Raw genomic sequence first — 18984 nt, 5'->3', positions numbered from 1 at the left:
GATGGCCGAGAACGAGCGCAGCATGACGCGACGTGTGATCTGGTTCGCGCTGGCCGTGGTGGTCGTCGCGCTGGTCGCTCTGGCGCTGCGACCGCAACCCGTCGAGATCGACGTCGCAGAAGCGATGCGAACCGAGATGCGTGTCACGCTGGACGAGGAGGGCGAAACCCGCGTCCGCGAACGCTTCGTCGTCTCCGCGCCGGTCTCGGGGCAGATCCTGCGCATCGAGCTCGAGCCCGGCGACTCGGTGGTCGCAGGCGAAACCGTGCTGGCGACGTTTCAGCCGGTTCGCCCGGCGTTGCTCGATGCGCGCACGAAGGCCGAGACCACCGCCCGCCGCAGAGCGGCGGAAGCCCGGCTGGGACGGGTTCGGGCTGAGCGGTCGCGTGTCGCCTCCGAGCTGGAATTCGCTCGCTCCGAATTGCGTCGGATCGAGCGGCTGGCCGGCGAGCAGATCGTCTCCGAGGAAGCCCTCGACGCCGCAAGATTGAATGTAGATACCGGTCAGGAGCGTGACGCTGCCGCCGAATTCGCGGTTCGCACGGCCCAGTTCGATCTGGCTCAGATCCGCGCCACGATGGACCCGACCTACGACGACGGGACGCCCGCACCGATCGTCATGCGCTCGCCGATCGACGGCGTCGTGCTGCGGCGTCTGCACGAGAGTTCCGCGGTGGTCGCGGCCGGCGAACCCCTGCTCGAGGTCGCTGACCCGACGCGACTGGAGATCGTCTCCGACTATCTGTCGGAGGATGCGGTCCGCATCGATCCCGGCATGGCCGTCCGGATCGAGGACTGGGGTGGCAGCGAGGTGCTGCACGGCGAGGTGCGCCGGATCGAGCCCAGTGGATTCACCAAGATCTCCGCGCTGGGGGTCGAGGAGCAGCGGGTCAACGTGATTATTGATTTTGTCGATGGGCAAGGCGCCTGGCAGGCCCTCGGCGATGGCTTCCGTGTCGAGGTGCGTGTCGTTTCGTGGGAATCGGCCGATGCCCTCGTTGTGCCCACCAGTTGCCTGTTCCGGCACGAGGGGCAGTGGGCGCTGTATGCCGTTCACGACGATCGCGCCGTTCTCACGCCAGTGGAGGTCGGCGCACGCAATGGACTGCAGGCCGAGATCCTCTCGGGACTGGACGAGGGTGAGGCCGTCGTCCTCTACCCGTCGGATTCGGTCGCCGATGGGGTCCGGGTCCGTCCTCGATGACGAGATTGACCGGGAAACTTCAGCCGGAGGGTCGTAGACTCTCGGTCAGGGAGATCCCATGAAGATCGGTCTGTACAGCGTTCAGTATCCCGGCGACCTGCCGTTCGGCGGTGCCGGCGTCTACTCGGCGGAGCTGGCCGCCGCCATGGTCCGTGCGGGGCACGAGGTCCATGTCTTCATCTTGAGCTACGACGACTGCAGCACCGCGGTCGAGCATGGCGTCCACGTTCATCGTATCCAGGTGCCGAATCGCAGCTTCGTGCGTTCAATCCTCTTCCGTCGTCGCCTCCCGGCCGCCCTTCGCGAAGTCAGCGATTCGATCGGTGGCTTCGACATCCTGCACACCAACGAGCAGTACGTGATCACGGGGTTTGAATGCCCGACGATCCTGACCGTGCATCACGTCGTCGCGGTTCTCCATCAGACTTTCGCGCTTCCGGCGCTACGCGGCGATCGGAACCCATGGATCCTCCGTTCGGAGCGCAAGTCCGTGGGGCAGGCCGATCGCATCGTGACGGTCTCGCCGCAATCGAAGAAGGACCTGATTCGTTTCTACCCCCACGTTGCCGACAAGACGACCGCGGTGTTGAACGGTGTCGATGTGGCGGCGTTTCATGCCGCCGACGACGATCAGACCGACTGTCGCGAACGTCTTGGGCTGCGACCGGGGCAGCTCCTGATCGTGTCATCGCCGGGCAATCTGGAAGACGAGCGCAAGGGACTGAAGTACATGTTCGAGGCGTTCACCCAGTTTCCGGAAGGCCTCGACTGGAAGTGTGTGGTGCTTGGCCGTGGCAGCTCGGACGGCTATTCGAAATGGCTTTCCCATGCCAACGTCGCGCCGCGGGTAGAGTTCCCGGGCTTCGTTTCCCGGGAGCACAAGATCGACCTGTTGAACGCGGCGGACCTGTTCACGATGCCCTCGTTGCTGGAGGGGTGTCCCACGGCGATGCTCGAAGCGTTGGCGGCGCGCTGCGCCGTCGCGTCGACGATCGTCGGAGGCATTCCCGATCTGATCCGTTCCGAGGATCAGGGGTTGTTGGTCGAGGCCGAGGACACCGCGGCGTTTCGTGACGCCATGTTGACGCTCCTTCAGGACGACCAGCGCCGCCGACGCATCGCAGACAACAATCGTCGCATTGCGCTGCAGGAGTTGACCTGGGAGGCGACCGCGGAGAAAACGCTGGCGGTCTATGTCAACGCGATCGAGGAGAGATCCCGAGCGGCGTCATGAGCGCCGTGGCGGCAGGAGCAGCGGCTCCCGGCCCCGTCGCGATCGAATCCAGTTGATCGACTTGATCACCCGCTTCTTGCGCAGAAGCCATAGTTGCAGGCGTCGCTTGCCCGGGAAGTCGATGAGCGTGAGTCCCAGAACGATCGAGAGGATACCCTGACCGGGAAGGACGAGCATCGCCAACCCCGCCACCAGGAACAGCACGCCCAGTACATTCTTTGAAATTAGACCCGACCAACGCAGGATCGGGTGGGAGCGTCGCCAACCGTCGAGCGGTGCACGACGCTTGAGAAAATAGCCGGGCGGGATCCGTGCGATCAGGTAGGCGGTCAGCACCGGCGTCAGGATCATCGTCAGCAGGGAACCGACGAGCAGCCACGTCGCGAACGGGGCGAACGGTTCTACGTAGGGACCGAGCGCCTCACGGACGTTGTCGAACATGGTGCGTATGCCCGACAAGGTTCCTCCGCGGTGGTAAGCTCCAGGGGATGATGCAAGAGTTCGCCAGATTGACCAAGGCCTTTTCGATTCTGTGGGTGTTGGCTCTGACCGTTGTCGCCTTTGGCGACACGGGTCTGACCGACGGCGAGCGCCGCGATATCAACAATTTCGAGATGGCGTCGCCCTCGACCGTCTACATCCGACAGCTGGCCGTAAGGAGAAGTCTGTTCTCCCTCGACGAGACGGCCTACGAGCGAGGCGCGGGTTCCGGATTCGTCTGGGACAAGGATGGCCACATCGTCACCAACTTTCACGTCATTCAGACCAACGACCGCTCGACTCGCTACTCGATCACCCTCTGGGATCAGTCCGACTGGGAGGCCCGGCTCGTGGGGCTCTCACCCAGTAAAGATCTGGCGGTCCTGAAGATCGACGCACCACGGGATCGTCTCGTCCCGTTGAACATCGGGACCTCGTCCAATCTGGCGGTGGGGCAACGGGTGTTGGCCCTCGGCAATCCGTTCGGACTCGATCAGACGTTGACCGTCGGCATCGTCAGCGCGCTCGGGCGAGACCTGCAGTCCCCGGATGGGCGAACGATCCACGACGTGATCCAGACCGACGCGGCGATCAATCCGGGAAACTCCGGTGGGCCGCTGCTGGATTCCAGTGGCCGACTGATCGGCGTCAACACCGCGATCGCCAGCCCCAGCGGCGGTTCCGCCGGCATCGGTTTTGCGATTCCCGTGGACACCGTGGCACGTCTCGTCCCCGAGTTGATCGAGTTCGGCCAGGAAATCCGGTCGGGGATCGGTGTGACGGTGCTCTCGGATCATCGCGCGCGTCGCTACGGACTGGAAGGAATCGTGATCACCGAGGTGCAGGCCGGGCAGCCTGCGGAGAAGGCGGGCATCGAGCCCGTGCGGGTCAACGCCCGAGGGAAGATCGTCGGTGACATCATCGTTGGGGTCGACGGGAAACGGGTCCGGCAATTGTCGGAGCTGATGGACGCGTTCGAGGAGGCGGGGGGGGCCGGGAGTCAGGTCACGTTGACTCTGGACAATGGCGGCCAACGCCGAGAGGTTCGATTACCCCTGATCGAGATCCGTCCCTGACCCGTTGAAACCGACTCCGCCCGGATCCGTAGGCAGTAGAGTTCTACCGGGGGCGCCTTCGTTGACTTGGGGTTGAGGGGTCGCTATCCTCGGTTTTTCCCGGCCGGATCGAGCCGGGAGCGGCCTCGGGGGCAGTATGGCGGGATCCGACAACTCCCATCGTTCGCTGAAACTAGAAGTCCCGAGCCAGATCCAGTACGTCGATCCGGTCCACACCCTCGCCGAGCGTTTCGCCAAGTTGGCCGGTTTTGACGAGGATACGGCCCTGAATATCGGCATTGCGGTCCGTGAAGCGGTCATCAACGGCATCGTCCACGGCAATGGTGCCGATCCGAAGAAAATCGTCAAACTGCGACTGAGCAGCGGTGACAATCTATTTGAGGCCTGCGTCCAGGACCAGGGTCCGGGGTATACTCCCGACGAATCGAACGATCCGACTTCGGCGGAGAATCTGCTGAATACTTCGGGCCGCGGCCTCTTGATGATCCGCGCGTACGTAGATAAGGTGGAGTTTGTGAACGACGAGGGGGGACTGTCCCTACGACTCGTCAAACGCTTGGAAACTGAATCCGAAACGTCCAGTTCGTAGAAGCCCGTGAGGGCGTAGAGAGGGTCACAGAATGAAGGCAAACACTCGCGTCATTGGTCACGTTTCGGTCGTAGACCTCAGCGGAAAGATCACCATCGGCGACGGCGACATCGTGATGCGCGAAAAGGTCAACGAGCTTCTCGATTCCGGAAACGCCAACGTGCTATTGAACCTGGAGAAGGTTTCGTACATGGATTCCGCCGGCATTGGCGAACTGGTCGCGTGCTACAAGCGAGCCAAAGAGAAGAACGGCACGGTCAAGCTGCTCAACCCGTCCGGCAAGGTCTTCGATCTGCTCCAGCTGACGAAGCTCGAGGAGGTATTCGAAACCTATCGCGACGAGAAGGAAGCGCTCGTCTCGTTCTAGTCGGAGTTGGGGTCGTCCCGTAGACGACGCTGAACCGTCACGATCAGTTGCAACGCTTCGAGGGGAGTCATCTCGTTCGGAGTCAGGTTCCTCAGTTCGTCGATCAACTCCTGGTGCGGAGCGACGGCGGCGGGTGTCGATTCGGCAACCTCGAACAGCGACGGTTGTTGACGAGACGCGTAGCGACCCGACGATCCCGGTGAGGTGTGGGGGAGGCCCCGTCCACCGGCACGCCCCTCGAGGTCGGCCAGGATCTCTCGGGCACGATCGATCACCTGCTGCGGCAGACCGGCCAGTCGCGCCACCTGAATCCCGTAGGACCGATCCGCCGGACCCGCCTCGACGCGATGCGTGAAGACGACATCGTCGCCGCTCTCCTGAACCGCCATTCGCAGGTTGAAGATACCCGCTCGCTCCGTCTCCAGCTCTGTCATCTCGTGGTAGTGGGTCGCGAACAGGGTGCGCGGGATGCCGATCGACTGATCGAGATGCTCGACGATCGACCACGCGATCGATAACCCGTCAAACGTCGAGGTGCCCCGTCCGATCTCGTCGAGTAGCAGGAGGCTGCGGGGGCCCGCGTGATTCAGGATGTTGGCCGTCTCGGTCATCTCCACCATGAACGTACTCTGGCCCTCGACCAGGTTGTCCGACGCTCCCACACGACAGAAGATGCGATCCACTACCCCGATCGTGGCCTCCTCCGCCGGAACGAAGCTCCCGGTCTGGGCCAGCAGGGTGATCAACGCGGTCTGGCGCAGGAACGTCGACTTGCCACCCATATTGGGGCCGGTGAGGATCGCGATGCCCCGCGCGCCGATCTGCAGGTCGCAGTCGTTCGCGATGAATCGACCGTGCCCCAGCGCCTGCTCGACGACGGGGTGTCGCCCCTTGCGAATGGAGAGACGATCGCCGTCGGTGACGTGGGGACGACGGTAGTCGGCGGTCCGCGCCAGCTGAGCGAGGCTGCAGAGAACATCCATGCACGCGGTGTCCCGTGCGAGCCGCTGGAGGCGGGCGGCGTCCTTCGCGATGGCGTCGCGCAGCTCTGCGAACAGTCGTGCCTCGAGCTCCTCGACCCGGTCCTGCGCGTTGAGGACGCGGCTCTCGTGATCCTTGAGTTCCGGTGTGATGTAGCGCTCGCCGTTGGCGATGGTCTGCTTGCGATGGTAGTGCTCGGGAACCTGCGCGAGGTTCGACTTGGTGACCTCGATGAAATAGCCGAACACCTTGTTGAACTTGACCTTCAACGAGCTGATGCCCGTTGCCTCCCGTTCCTTCGCCTCGAGGGCCGAGATGTAGGCTCGGCCGTCGCGTCCGATATTTCGAAGATCGTCGAGTTCCTCGTTGAACCCCTCTCGGATGACACCGCCGTCACGGAGGGACGCCGGCGGGTCGTCCACGACTCCGGCCTGGAGACGTCGGCAGACATCGGTGCACGGATCCAACTCATCGAGGAGCTGTCGGACGAGGGGAGAGCGCAGGATGTCGTGAGCCTCGCTCCACGCGGGAATCCGTTCGAGGGATGTGCGAAGCCCACCGAGGTCTCTCGGCAATGCGCTGCGTGTGACGCAGCGGGTCACCAGCCGCTCGATGTCGCGGACCTCGTTGAGATGCTCGCGCGCCTGCGCACGAACGGAGTTCTCGGAGAGCAATTCCTCGACGGCGTCCTGCCGTCGAGCGATCTGTGCAAGATCGAGTAGCGGGAGATGGAGCCAGCGACGAAGCATGCGGGCGCCGGCCGGCGTCACCGTCTGGTCCACCGCTTCGAGCAACGTCCCGCGACGTCCGCCGTCGCGTAGCGAGGACTCGATCTCCAGGTTGCGACGACTGGCGGCATCCAGGCGGAGATGTTGTCCGGGGTCATGGAACCGCAGGGAGTTGATCTGCTCGAGGCCACACTTCTGCGTATCGCGCACGTACTGCAACAGGGCCCCCGCCGCGGCGACGGCTACGGGTCGGTCCTTCAACCCGAAACCGTCGAGGGAGGCCACATCAAGATGTTGTCGGAGTTGCTCGGCTGCGGTGTCGTGGTTGAACGAATAGGGGTCCGCGCGGGAGATCAGCGAGGACTGCAGCCGGCCCGCGAGTGCCGCCGGTGGCTTGAACTCCTCGGCCAGTACCAGCTCCCGTGGCTCGAATTCGCGGAGTCGCTGGAGCAGGGTGTCGCAGCCGTCGTCCCCGGGGCCGGACTCCCAGACGAGAAACTCACCGGTGGAGGCATCGAGGAACGCGGCGGCTGCCTGACCGGCGACAAGATGGATGGCGGCGACCCAGACGTTCTCCGACGCATCGAGTTGGTCGGGATCCACGACCGTACCGGGGGTGACAACCCGGACAACTTCGCGACGCACCAGTCCCTTGGTGGTCTTCGGGTCCTCCACCTGCTCGCAGACCGCGACCCGCTCTTGCGCACGCACGAGGCGGGCCGTGTAGTTTTCCAGTTGATGGTGGGGGAAACCGCACATCGGGACGACGTTGGCCGTCCCCTTGCCCCGGGCGGTCAGGGTCAGTTCGAGCAGTTTGCTGGCGCGTTTCGCGTCCTCGAAAAACATCTCATAGAAGTCGCCCATGCGGAAGAGAAGGATGGCGTCGGGGTGATCGTTCTTGACCGCCGTGTACTGACGGAACATCGGCGTGGCGACCTGAGACATGAGGACGGGAGTATAGCACCGGGCCGCTTGACCCTATTGCGCGCGGGGGATATAAGTGGCGCTGATGGACAACGAACATCTAGGGCAGGAACTGACCGACCAGGACCGCGTTCTCCTGGTGTTCGGCTACCTGGGCCCGTTGGCGATTCTCAGTCTAATTGCCAGTCGCCGGGAGTTCGTCAAGTGGCATGCGAAGCAGGGGCTGGTCACCAGCGCGATCTTCGGTGTCGGCTACCTACTTCTTCGCTTTCTCTACTTCGTTGCCGAGAACTACCTGTGGACCGTCCTGGCCGAGCTGTACTGGCTCGCGGCATCGGCTGCGATCCTCGGCGGGTTACTGGCCTTGCTGCTCTGTATCGTTCGCGGGTTGGAGGGCGAGCGATTCAAGCTCCCCGTCGTCGGCGAACTGGCGGACAGGCTCTAGTTCTTCTTCGCTTTGCGGTGCTTCCGTTTCGGGTACGGCACCCGCCAGTCGCGATCGCGAAACACCAACTGCGCGAAGCCGCCGAAGAATGCGAACTCTCTGAGCGAGTTGCCCTGTAACGAGTATTCCATCGCGGCCGCCACGAACAGCGGACGCGCCTGATCGACACGAGACTGGTAGTCCGCACGTTGCTCGGCGTTGATCGGCTGTTCCGCCTCGATGGCCGCCTGAGTCGAAGTCATGATCTCGGCGACGATCTCGGCCTGCCGGCGGATTACTTCCTCGAGTTCCGCGCCATTCATCTCCGCCCAGGGCCGATTGGCTCCGTCGGTCTCCGGCAACGGTGCGAGCTTGATGGCCGAATGGCAGAGGCGTGTCAGATAGCGCGGGCGATTGCCTTGACTGGGGTTCAGGAGCAACGCCTTGTTCCATGCCTTGCTTGCAGCCAGGTAGTTCTTCTGTCGCGCGTGCATCACCGCAAGACGGTCGTAGTCTTCCACGGTGCCGGACCCGTCGGCGAGCGCCGCGGTCGTGTAACGAGCGAGGGCTTCCTCGTCGCCGCCGGCGGCGGCCTCCTCGATGAGGAAGCGGGCCGCGTGACGGACGTAGGCGCCGGTCACGTTCTCCTGTCCCTCGGCGTGTTCCACGGTGGCGCTGAACCACTTCCTCGCATCGTCGGTCTGCTCGAGATCTTGATACAGCTTGCCGAGGCGGAACATGTCGGCAGGCGTCGTAGGGCTGGGCGTCTCGCCGGACTCGATGGCGGCGACGGTCTTCGCGGAGATCGCAGCTCGGTCCGAGAGACGCGCGATGTTCCCGTACGCATTCCCCAGGTAGAAGCCGGTCTCGAGGGTCGTCTCTTTGCCGAACTCCTCCTCCAGCGTCTCGATGGCACGGCGAAGTGCGCCGGTGGCTCCGTCATCGCCGATCTGGTTCAGACAGAAATAGCGCCGATAGAGCAGGGGACCGTCGAGGGCACCCTGATCGTCGAGTTGCTGGAACGCCTGAAGCGCGTCCGGGCAGCGGCTCTCGTCGTACGCCGCCAGCGCCTGCTGACGCAGCGGCTCCTCCGCCACGGCGAGGCCCAGGAAAACGATGACTCCGAGCCAGATGGGTGCTGTCCTCGGGCCTGCGTTGCGAAACGGTTGCTTTGCCACGATCATGGTCCTCCGAGCACCGGAATACCATTCCGGTCCCCCTTTCGCAAGACGGGCTCGGCGTCACGAGGGCCTTCCGTTGAAAGTTCTTCTTGCCGGCCTCCTGATCCTCCCCTGTCTTTCGGGGGCCTTCGCGGCGGATCCGCCCCCCGCAGGATCGGCCGCCGATCATCTGGCCGGGTTGCAACGATGGCTCGATGAGCGGCCCCACCTGCACGCATCCTTTCGCCAATCGTTGGTCTCCGGGGCCCTGGGAACCGGACTCGTGGAGTCCGGGGAACTGTGGCTTCGCCGTCCCGGACAGATGCGTTGGGAGTATCGCGATCCCGAATACAAACTGGCGCTGGTGGTCGATCGCCGCACCTGGCTCTACCTCCAGGAAGATCAGCAGTTGATCCTGGGGTTGCTGGATGACGAGGCCTCGCTCCTCCCACGGCTCCTGGCCTCGGAGACACGGTTGCAGAGCCTGTTCGTCGCCACGCCGATGGACCTCCTGGAGGGGGACGACGGGCTGGGTATCCTGTTACTCCCGTCGGGCGTCGACGAGGCGTTCGAGGAGGTCCGGTTGGTCCTCGATCCAAGGACCTTTGCGGTCCGGGAGGCACGGATCACCGACTCCGGCGGCAACCGGATGCTCTACACGTTTGAGGGCTGGGAGCCGGACCCGGGGAGCAGTGATCCGCAGTTCCGTTTCGAGCCCCCGGCCGGGACCGAGGTCGTCGGAAGCCACGAGCCGTGAGAAACCCCTCTAAAGTTGCTCGTGCGACCGGCACGATGCTAGTATCCGACGTCTGTGAGGGAGAGCCTTGAGCAATTTGGTCAGCATGGGAAAAGCCGAGCGGCTGCTGATCGAGCCCTTCAGTACCCCCCCCACCATCATCGGACTGATCGCTGACGACCTTGCCCGTGTCGAGGTCATGTTCCGGGACCAACTGGCGTCGCCGGTCCGGATCGTCGATGAGATCGGTGGCTTTGTCGCCGAGAGTGGCGGTAAGCGGGTCCGACCCACGTTGCACCTGCTCTGTACGCGGATGTGCGGTTACGAGGGAGAGCATCAGGTCGCGCTGGCGACGGTGCTGGAGTTCATCCACTCCGCCACGCTGATCCACGACGATATCCTCGATGAGGCCGAGACCCGTCGTGGGGCTCCGTCGGCCAATCGTCGTTGGGGAAACAACGTCAGCGTCCTGTTCGGCGACTACCTGTTCGCCAAGGCGATGGAGATGGCGCTGCAGGCCGGCAGCCTGCAGGTCATGAAGAAGCTCGCGGACGTCACCCTGCGCATGACGGAAGGGGAGATGCTTCAGACACGCTACGTGGGGCGTCTGGACCTGACGACCGACGAATACCTCGACCTGGTCGAACGAAAGACGGCGGCGCTCTTCGGTTGTTGTTGCGAACTCGCCGGCCTGCTGTCCGGGATGGACGACGACCGGTTGGTCGCCCTCAGGCGATACGGGACCGATCTGGGAATGGCCTTCCAGCTGGTGGACGATCTGCTTGACTTCACCGGTGAAGCCGAGCGGATGGGTAAACCGGTGGCCAGTGACCTCTCGGAAGGCAAGGCGACGCTGGCGGTGCTGGACCTGCTCTCCCAGGGCCAACCGGAAGTCCGGGATGTCGCCCAGCGGATCGTGGACGGCCTGCCCGCCGAGGCTCCGGAGTTCGCCCGCTTCACCGACTGGTTGAGGGAGCGCGGTGCCATCGAGCGCACCCACGCCCGGGCCCGCCGCTTCGCGGCGTCGGCCCTCGATCAGCTTCGGGGCTTTCCCGAGGGCCCCGCCAAGGACGCCCTGACGGCCTTGCCCGACATGTTGCTGTTCCGCGACCGCTAGTCTCTTCGGGCAGTTCCCCACCGATCGGAGTAGAATTCCCCGTGGTGCGCCACTTGAAGGTGGCGTCTGCCGCGCGGTTTTCCGGCGGGGCCTCCAGGACGACGGGAAGCCGCCCCAAGATGTTGGGGCAGGCCCTGAAGATGCGGACAGATCTTGGGGCGATCCTTGGTTCGGAACGGCGGTGGATGGTATAGTTCGCCGTCAATTCGCCGAAAACACGGGTTTACCTGGTCGAGGGGTCACCGTTCCCGATGCTCAAGCTCGAGAGACTGCAGATTGCCGGTTTCAAGTCGTTCAGCGACCGGACCGAAGTGACGTTTCCTGCGGGGATCACCGCCGTGGTGGGTCCCAACGGATGTGGCAAGTCCAACATCGGCGACGCCATCAACTGGGTCCTCGGCGAGCAGAGCCCAAAAAATCTCCGTGGCCGTCATATGGCAGACGTCATCTTCAGCGGAAGCGATGCTCGAAAGCCGCTGGGAATGGCCGAGGTGTCGTTGCATTTCAACGACGCACAGGGTGCCGTCGGCGGCGAGTCCGGGAAGCTGGTCATCACCCGTAAGCTCTTCCGCAGTGGAGAAAGCGAGTACCGCGTCAACGGCGCACGGGCCCGACTGAAAGATATCCAGGAGCTTCTCTCGCAGGGACACGTCGGTGCGCGCAGTTACGCGACCATCGAGCAGGGCCGAATCGACCAGATCCTCAACGCGAAGCCGAAGGATCGACGTCAGCTGATCGAGGACGCGGCCGGCATCGCCGGCTACAAACACAAGCGTCGCCTCGCCGAGATGAAGCTGGATGCGACCCACGCCAATCTGCTGAGAGTCAACGACATCATCGTCGAGGTCGAGCGATCGATTCGGTCGCTCAAGCGACAGGCGGCCAAGGCACGTCGCTATCGCACGCTCCGCGACGAGTTGCGTTCGAAAGAGCGGGTTCGCTTCGCACTGCGCGCCCAGGACCTCGACACCCGACTTGAAACGCTGCGAGGCACGGAAGCTGCTGCCCGTGAGGCCGAGGCGGAGATCGCCGCCGGGCTTGGCAAGTCGGAAGTTCAGCTCGTCGAACAGCGTACGGAACACGAACAACTACAAGAGAGTTTTCGTGAACTCGGTGAGGCCACGCACCAGCTGGAACTTGAGACGGATCGCAGCGAAGGATTGGTCAAGAGTTGTGTCGAGCGCGTCGCGGAGGCGGCAGAGGCCGCGACACGTCAGCGCGCCGAGGCCAAGAGCCTGACGGAACGTCTCGCCGAGTCCGAGGTTGGACTCGAAGAGATCGCCGCCCGGGTCGGTCAGTCTTCCGCCGATGCCGAGCGTCTTTCCGTCCAGTGGGACGAGCAACGCAACGCCGTTGCCGCCGCCGAGACGCTCAGGGGTGAGCAACGGGAAGACGTCGAACGCCGACGACAGGAACAGTTCAGCACGATGAACGAGGTCGCCGAGTTGCGAAACCGGCTGACCGCTATCGAGGAGGGCTTGCAGCGCTGCGGAGCGCAGCGTGCCCGAACCGAATCGGAGCTGGAGCTGACCGGCGACGACGTCGAACGCATCCGTGGTGAGTCGCACACGCTCGACGAGCAGTGCAGCTATCACGTGGACGAGGTCAGTCGACTCTCGAAGGCGCTGGCCGAGGCGGAGAGTGGCCTCGCCTCGATACGGAAGGCCCACGACGTTCAGTCCGAGGGGCTGAACGCCGCACGGGAGGCCGAGAAGTCTGCCGTCGCCCGCCTGAACACGCTGGAAGACGTGGACACCCGATTCGCCGGTGTCTCGGATGGCGTGCGGACGTTGATCCACGGTGGCCCCCGAGCGGGAGTTCGTCCGCTGGGGGTGCTTGCCGATTACGTCGAGGCCCAGAGCGACGTCGAGGGTGCGGCCGAGGGTTACCTGCGCAACATCCTGCCGACCGTCATCATGCAGGACGACGCGGACGTGGAGAAGGCCTGTGATCTGCTTCGTCGGGAAGGCGCCGGGCGCACCACGATGATCAGCAAGTCCCATCCGGGAGGCGGCGCGGCCGTCGGTCACACGAGCAACGGGACCGACGCCTTTCCAGGTAGCCTCCTGGGTCATCCCGGAGTTCGTGGGCGGCTCCGCGAGCGACTTGACCTGAAGACCGCGGGGAACGGGGTCGTCGGCGATCGAATCGGCGATGCGGTGCTTGTCGATACGCTGACGACGGCGCTGATGCTGCATCGTCAATATCCGGGTGTCGATTACCTGACCGCGTCCGGAGATGTCGTCTACTCATCGGGCGTCGTCGCCACCGGTGGTGTCGAACAGAGCAAGAACGGTCTGTTGGCCCATCGTCGTAAGTCCGACGAGGCGCGGCAGGGTGTAGAGAAGACACGGGCCGCCGCACAACAGGCACAGCGAGAGAACGAGACCATGCGCCAGAAGATGGTCGCGCTGGAGATCCTCGAACGGGAGACCCGTCAGGCGCTGGACGAGGCAAATCACAAGCGCGTCGAGTTGGAGGCCTACGCCCGTCGTAACCGGGAGGACGGCGAGCGCGCAGGGCGCAAGCGGGAGACCCTCGACGAGGAGATCGCCGTCGCCAATCGCGAGGTCGAAGAGTTGAGCACCCGGCAGGCCGCGACCGTCCAGGAGATTGCGACGGTTGAGGGTCGGCGACGGACTCTCGAACACGATTTGCAACAGGCGACGCTTCGATCCGAGGAGCAGGAGGCGGCAGGGCAGCTTCTGGCGGAGGCCGTCAGCGCGCTGCGTGTCGAGCTTGCGTCGCGTACCGAGCAACTCCAGGCTGCCCAGCAGGAGAAGCAGCGGCTCCAGGAAGGCCGCGACGAGTTGAAGCGTCGCGTTGACGCCTGTCACGCCGAGGCCAGCGCCGCCGATGCTCGCGGGGAAGAGGCCGCGCGTCTGAAGACCGAGACCGATGCCACACTACTCCAACAACTCGAGGAGCGTCGTGGGGCCACGGAACGTTCGTCGGAGATGGAACGACGGATCCTGGAGCTTCAGCGTCATCTCGGAGAGATGGACAGCGGGCTGAAGACCCTCCGCGATCGCCTCGAGGCCGAGCGGACGGTGACCCGGGAACTCGAACTCGAGCGAACGAAGCTGGAGTCGGAACGCTCGCATCTGGACGAACTCTGCATCCAGGAGCTCGGCGTCCCAAGTCTCGATGCGGGCGAACCGCCAGAGAGCGACGAGCCCGTGGACCTGGATACCCTCGACAAGGAGTGTGCCGACATACGCGAGAGGATCGAGCGTATCGGACCGGTCAACATGACGGCCATCGACGAGTTCTCGGAATACGAGGAGCGTCACGACTTCCTCAGCAAGCAGAAATTGGACCTCGAGCAGTCGATGAACTCGCTACGCGAGTCGATTCGACGCATCAATCGCACCTCCCGCGATCGATTCGAGGAGGCCTTCGAGCAGATTCGCAGGTCCTACCAGGAGATCTTCAAGCTGCTGTTCAACGGTGGACGGGCGGACCTGAGACTCGAGGAAGGCGAGGATGTGTTGGATTGCGGGATCGAGATCATGGTGCAGCCACCCGGGAAGCGACTCGGCTCGGTCGCGCTGATGTCCGGTGGCGAGAAGGCGCTGTCGGCGATCGCGTTGCTGTTCGCGGTGTTCCGCTACCAGCCGTCACCGTTCTGTCTGCTGGATGAGGTCGACGCTGCGCTGGACGACGCAAACGTTCAGCGGTTCGCACGGATGCTGAAGGAATATGCGAAGCAGACCCAGTTCATCGTGGTGACTCACAACAAGCTCTCGATGGAGTCGGCGGATCTACTCTACGGCGTCACGATGGAAGAGCCTGGCGTGTCGAAGGTGATGTCGATTCAGCTTCAGTAGGTCAGGGCTCCCTGAGACGAACCTGACGCACCGACAGACCCTCCACGACGGCTCCGCCCGATTGATTCTCGATTCGGAGACCGTACTCCACGCTGCCGCCGGCTTCGATCACGACATCGACCAGGTCCTCGGACGTCAATCGGAGGTACCGCTCACCGATCCGTGCCGCGATCCCGACGGTCAGTTGATGGTCGTCTACCTCGTCCAGGTGCAATTCCAGCGTCGCGGGCAATTCGAGAGCCAGCTTCTGCGTGCGCCCTCGATCTTGCATCGCGTCCGCCAGCTTGCCGATGCCCTTCGTGTCCGATGCGTCCGCGCCGGCGAGGAACAGCAACATGCGATGTCGTCGACTGCCGCGAAAGTCCCGCCCCAGCGGAGAGACGGATCGCCAGCGATCGGGAACGTGCTCTGCGGTCCGGCACTGGATGTAGACCGCCAGGTCATCGAAGTGCGTCTGATCGGCACGAAGGTCCAGTCGCTCGGCATCGACACTGTCGATGAAGTCCCACAGGTGAATCTTGCCGCCGTCCGGATGAGGCTTGCCCTCTTTCTTGGGCGGGTTGATGACGAAGACGATGTTCGACTCGCCGTCGGTGACGTCCTCGACCTCAACCGGGGCCTCTTCCGGCTCACTCTCTTTCTGGCGTGCGACCATCGCCCCGATCAGAGATTCGGGAAGGCCGGCGATCTTCAACTCCTCGAGCATCTCGTCATCGAGGACGAAGTCCACGGGAGCCGTTCGAATCTGCTGAATCAAAGCCTCGACCGATTCTCCCTGGACGAACCGTCGTACCACGTCCTCGACGCGTAGGGTGTCGTCCTCTGCGAGAGACGGTGTCAGAGCCGCCAGTAGCACGACTCCTGCGACCAGGAGGAGGCGGAGCCGGCGTAGCTCAGGGTTGGTCATCATCGATCTCCACGATGAGACCATCGTAGGCCAACTCGATGCCGGAGGGTAATTGCGCGGCAATGGTGGCGTGGTGTACCTCGTGAGACATGTGGGTGAAGAGCGTGCGTCGAGCGCCGATCCGTTTCGCAGTCTCGACGGCCTGCTCGACGGTCAGATGGGTCGGGTGGGGTCGTTCGCGAAGGGCGCTGAGGATGAGGGTGTCCAGGTCGTTCAACAACCCATAGCTCTCGTGCGGAATCTCGCTGACGTCGGTCAGGTAGGCCATCTTGCCGATCCGGAATCCCAGGATCGGGAGTGTGCCATGCAGGAGCGGGACCGGAATGATCTGTCGACCGAGAAGCTCGAACGGCCGGTCCACAAGACGACGATCGATCTCCGGTTTCGTGCTCTCGGCGGGTTTGTCACTGAAGACATACCAGAACGTCTGCGTCAGCGCGTCGAGGGTCGTGGGGTTGCCGAACACGGGGATCACGCCCTTCTGACGCCAGTTGTAGAGTCGCAGTTCGTCGAGACCCAGCATGTGATCCGCGTGGGCGTGGGTGTAGAGCACGGCGTCGATCCGCTCGATCCGATATCGAAGTGCCTGCTGACGCAGGTCGGTCGATGTATCGATGAGCAGGCTGGCGCCGGGCCACTCGAGCAGGGCAGACGGCCTGAGGCGGTTGTCCCGGGGATCGTCGGACGTACAGACCGAACAGCAACAGGTAGGCACGGGAACGCCCGTCGAGGTGCCGGTGCCGAGAAGCGTCACTCGCATAGGCGAAGTCTAACTTGTCCGGGCGATCTCGTCCGCGATGGCCTGGGCTGCGGCTGCGGGATCGTCGGCGTTTCGGATCGGACGGCCGATCACCAGGTAGTCCGCGCCGTCGGCTATCGCCGTGCCGGGAGTGGCCACACGCGCCTGATCGTCGGTGGAGCCACCGGGCAGGCGTATCCCGGGTACGACCCGCTTCTGGTCGGGGAACCGCTCGCGCAACGCACGAACCTCGAGCGGCGAGCAGACGACCCCACCGACCTGCGCCCGATCGGCAAGTCCGGCGAGGCGTCCGACGGCGGTCTCGCACGGCCCGTCCCAGCCGAGCTCTTGCAGGTCGTCATCGTCGTGACTTGTCAGGACGGTCACGGCGAGAGTCATCGGTGCCGGGTGGCCGGCTTCGTCGGCGCCTTCCCGTGCGGCCGCGTTTGCGCGACGCATCATCTCGACGCCGCCATTGGCGTGGACCGTGAACATCTGGACGCCGAGACGTCCGATCGATCGCGCGGCCCCCGCGACGGTGTTGGGAATGTCGTGAAGCTTCAGGTCCAGGAAGACCTGCTGATCGTAGCGCCGGATCTCCTCGACCAGCTTCGGGCCGGTGGAGATGAACAGCTCCAGACCGATCTTGAATCCACCGACGAGACCCTGAAGGTCGCGGGCCAGGGAGCGGGCGGCATCCGCATCGGGCGTGTCGAGTGCGACGAAGATCCGCTCGTGAGGCTTGCCCATCAACGGGGTACCTCCAGACGACCGACGATCGATTGGACCGACGGGATGTTGCGATCCGCGAGGAAGCGCTCGAGCCCGTCGACGACCCGGACCGCGGCGTCGGGATGGACGAAGTTCGAGGTGCCGACCTGGACCGCGCTGGCCCCGGCCAGGAAGAACTCCATCGCGTCTCTCTCGTCGGTGATCCCGCCCATACCGATGATCGGAACGTCGACCGTCTGGGCGACCTGCCAGGTCAGCCAGACGGCAAGGGGGCGAATCGCCGGTCCCGAGAGCCCGCCGGAGATCTTGGTCAGAACGGGTTTTCGTCGTTCGATATCGATGGCCATGCCGACATAGGTATTGATCAGAGAGAGGATGTCGGCGCCACCGGCCACGGCGGCCTCGGCCGTGACGCGGATGTCGGTGACGTTGGGGGACAATTTGACGATCAACGGCAGATCGCACGCCTCGCGACAGGCACGGGTCACCTGTTGCAGAGCCGCCGGATCGTTGCCGAAGATCATCCCGCCCTCTTCGACGTTGGGGCAGGAGACGTTCAACTCGATGGCCGCGACGCCCTCAGCCTTACTCAGCTTGCGACAGACCTCGATGTACTCCGCTTCGGTTTCGCCGAAGACGTTGGCGATGATCTCCAGGTCATACTCGCGGAGCTTGGGAAGTCGATCGGAGAGAAACGTATCGACACCGATATTTTGAAGGCCGATCGTATTGAGCATCCCCGAAGGGGTCTCGACGATTCGCGCGGGAGGATTTCCGAGTCGGGGTCGCGGAGAGAGTCCCTTGGTACACAGCCCGCCCAGTCGCGAGAGATCGAAGTAGGGTAGGAACTCCAGCCCATACCCGAACGTGCCGGATGCTGTGAGGATCGGGTTCTTTAGCCGGAGTGGACCCAGCTCGATGGTCATGTCGGGTTTCACCAGGCCATCCGATCCGCCGTCATGACCGGCCCCTCGACGCAGACGCGCTCGTATCGCGGTTGGCCGTCCTCGCCGATGACGGGAACGACGCACCCCAGACAGACACCGAACCCGCAGGCCATGTGGGCTTCGAGGGCAAGTTGGCACTCGACCCCCGCCTCGATAGCGATGGCCGCGACGGCCTTCAGCATCGGGTCGGGACCACAGGCGTAGATTCGCAGACCCCCCGGATGTTCTTTCAACATTCGCAGGAGGGGAGCGGTGACCCGCCCCTCTTCACCCTGGCTGCCGTCGTCTGTCGTTATCGACAACGACCGACATCGATCCGCGAACCAATCGGCCAACGGCAGGTCGCCGCTGGAGCGTGCGCCGTAGATCATGTGTGGGCGGGAGTGTCCGTTGCGCTCCAGAAGATCGATCAGCGCGGGAAACGGTGCGGAACCGATGCCTCCGGCGACGATCAGCGACGGACGGTCGTCGGTGGGAAGCGAGTAGCCCTGTCCGAGCGGTCCCAGCACGGTCAGCTCGGCTCCCGGCCCCAACTCGGAGAGCAGCCGGGTTCCCTTTCCCATCGCCTTCACGAGGATCGTGTAGCGGTCGGGATGGCTGTCGTCGAAAGTCCCCGGCAAGCCACACACACTGAACGGGCGTCGCAGCAGCGTCTCGGCACCGGGAATTCCGATCATGAAGAACTCGGCCGGCGCCATCGAGTCGGCGAATGACGGCGCGTCGAAGCTGAGCAGGAAATTTCCCTGCCCTAGATCTTCGTTCCGGCAAACCTTGGTGAGAAAGTCGAGTGGCATCGGTTACTCGGCGGA

17 protein-coding genes are annotated in these 18984 nt (G+C 63.9%); 9 read left to right on the top strand and 8 right to left on the bottom strand.

Features of this window, described 5'->3' with window-relative positions:
• Position 1: 1 nt before the first annotated feature.
• Together OES25_05460 and OES25_05455 are read left to right on the top strand one after the other, a co-directional pair.
• Complete coding sequence (locus OES25_05460) at positions 2 to 1204, top strand: efflux RND transporter periplasmic adaptor subunit (GenBank protein ID MDH3627088.1); 1203 nt, start codon at positions 2 to 4, stop codon at positions 1202 to 1204.
• Between the two features lie 58 nt (positions 1205 to 1262).
• Positions 1263 to 2438, top strand: coding sequence for a glycosyltransferase family 4 protein (locus OES25_05455; protein ID MDH3627087.1), 1176 nt, complete (start codon positions 1263 to 1265; stop codon positions 2436 to 2438).
• On the opposite strand, the gene OES25_05450 is transcribed toward OES25_05455, so the two are convergent.
• The gene (locus OES25_05450) at positions 2433 to 2897 is read right to left on the bottom strand and encodes a hypothetical protein (protein ID MDH3627086.1); all 465 of its coding nucleotides are present in this window, start codon (positions 2895 to 2897) and stop codon (positions 2433 to 2435) included. The two genes, OES25_05455 and OES25_05450, sit on opposite strands and share 6 nt — an antisense overlap.
• Before the next feature lie 29 nt (positions 2898 to 2926).
• Between OES25_05450 and OES25_05445 the strand changes: the two genes are divergently transcribed.
• From OES25_05445 to OES25_05435, 3 genes are all read left to right on the top strand, one after another.
• Positions 2927 to 3994 carry a trypsin-like peptidase domain-containing protein gene (locus OES25_05445; protein ID MDH3627085.1) on the top strand — a complete coding sequence of 356 codons (1068 nt, stop codon included), beginning with the start codon at positions 2927 to 2929 and terminating at the stop codon, positions 3992 to 3994.
• A gap of 136 nt (positions 3995 to 4130) precedes the next feature.
• Entirely contained in the window at positions 4131 to 4583 is a 453-nt protein-coding gene (locus OES25_05440) for an ATP-binding protein (GenBank protein ID MDH3627084.1), read from the top strand.
• Between the two features lie 31 nt (positions 4584 to 4614).
• The gene (locus OES25_05435) at positions 4615 to 4950 is read left to right on the top strand and encodes an STAS domain-containing protein (GenBank protein ID MDH3627083.1); all 336 of its coding nucleotides are present in this window, start codon (positions 4615 to 4617) and stop codon (positions 4948 to 4950) included.
• Here OES25_05435 and mutS read toward each other — a convergent pair.
• Positions 4947 to 7604: a DNA mismatch repair protein MutS gene (mutS, locus tag OES25_05430; GenBank protein ID MDH3627082.1), complete on the bottom strand. Its 2658-nt coding sequence runs from the start codon at positions 7602 to 7604 to the stop codon at positions 4947 to 4949. The two genes, OES25_05435 and mutS, sit on opposite strands and share 4 nt — an antisense overlap.
• A gap of 64 nt (positions 7605 to 7668) precedes the next feature.
• Here mutS and OES25_05425 point away from each other — a divergent pair, with 64 nt between their 5' ends.
• A complete protein-coding gene (locus OES25_05425; protein MDH3627081.1) occupies positions 7669 to 8028 on the top strand; it encodes a hypothetical protein in 360 nt (119 codons plus the stop codon).
• Here the strand turns inward: OES25_05425 and OES25_05420 are convergent.
• Entirely contained in the window at positions 8025 to 9185 is a 1161-nt protein-coding gene (locus tag OES25_05420; protein ID MDH3627080.1) for a hypothetical protein, read from the bottom strand. The genes OES25_05425 and OES25_05420 overlap by 4 nt on opposite strands.
• 79 nt (positions 9186 to 9264) lie before the next feature.
• On the opposite strand from OES25_05420, the gene OES25_05415 reads away from it, so the two are divergent.
• The 3 genes from OES25_05415 (at position 9265) to smc (ending at position 14850) form a co-directional block, all read left to right on the top strand.
• Positions 9265 to 9924, top strand: a complete 660-nt coding sequence (locus OES25_05415) for an outer membrane lipoprotein carrier protein LolA (GenBank protein MDH3627079.1) — start codon at positions 9265 to 9267, stop codon at positions 9922 to 9924.
• 67 nt (positions 9925 to 9991) lie between these two features.
• Positions 9992 to 11020, top strand: coding sequence for a polyprenyl synthetase family protein (locus tag OES25_05410; GenBank protein ID MDH3627078.1), 1029 nt, complete (start codon positions 9992 to 9994; stop codon positions 11018 to 11020).
• Between the two features lie 251 nt (positions 11021 to 11271).
• On the top strand, positions 11272 to 14850 hold the full coding sequence (gene smc, locus OES25_05405) for a chromosome segregation protein SMC (GenBank protein MDH3627077.1): 3579 nt from the start codon (positions 11272 to 11274) through the stop codon (positions 14848 to 14850).
• A 1-nt stretch (position 14851) separates the two neighbouring features.
• Here the strand turns inward: smc and OES25_05400 are convergent, their stop codons facing one another.
• From OES25_05400 to OES25_05380, 5 genes are read right to left on the bottom strand one after another with little or no spacing between them, the layout of a single operon-like run.
• Positions 14852 to 15760 carry a hypothetical protein gene (locus tag OES25_05400; protein ID MDH3627076.1) on the bottom strand — a complete coding sequence of 303 codons (909 nt, stop codon included), beginning with the start codon at positions 15758 to 15760 and terminating at the stop codon, positions 14852 to 14854.
• On the bottom strand, positions 15744 to 16517 hold the full coding sequence (locus OES25_05395; protein MDH3627075.1) for an MBL fold metallo-hydrolase: 774 nt from the start codon (positions 16515 to 16517) through the stop codon (positions 15744 to 15746). The genes OES25_05400 and OES25_05395 overlap by 17 nt, the downstream gene beginning before the upstream one ends.
• Before the next feature lie 9 nt (positions 16518 to 16526).
• Positions 16527 to 17246, bottom strand: a complete 720-nt coding sequence (gene pyrF / locus OES25_05390) for an orotidine-5'-phosphate decarboxylase (protein MDH3627074.1) — start codon at positions 17244 to 17246, stop codon at positions 16527 to 16529.
• Positions 17246 to 18169 (bottom strand): dihydroorotate dehydrogenase, encoded by a 924-nt coding sequence (locus OES25_05385; GenBank protein MDH3627073.1) that lies wholly within the window; start codon positions 18167 to 18169, stop codon positions 17246 to 17248. The genes pyrF and OES25_05385 overlap by 1 nt, the downstream gene beginning before the upstream one ends.
• Positions 18163 to 18969 carry a dihydroorotate dehydrogenase electron transfer subunit gene (locus OES25_05380; GenBank protein MDH3627072.1) on the bottom strand — a complete coding sequence of 269 codons (807 nt, stop codon included), beginning with the start codon at positions 18967 to 18969 and terminating at the stop codon, positions 18163 to 18165. The genes OES25_05385 and OES25_05380 overlap by 7 nt, the downstream gene beginning before the upstream one ends.
• Positions 18970 to 18984: the final 15 nt, after the last annotated feature.

The organism is Acidobacteriota bacterium, assembly GCA_029861955.1.
Classification (GTDB): Bacteria; Acidobacteriota; Polarisedimenticolia; order Polarisedimenticolales; family Polarisedimenticolaceae; genus JAOTYK01.
Note: the sequence above shows the minus strand (reverse complement) of the source record. Positions and strands in the feature narration are given on the sequence as shown.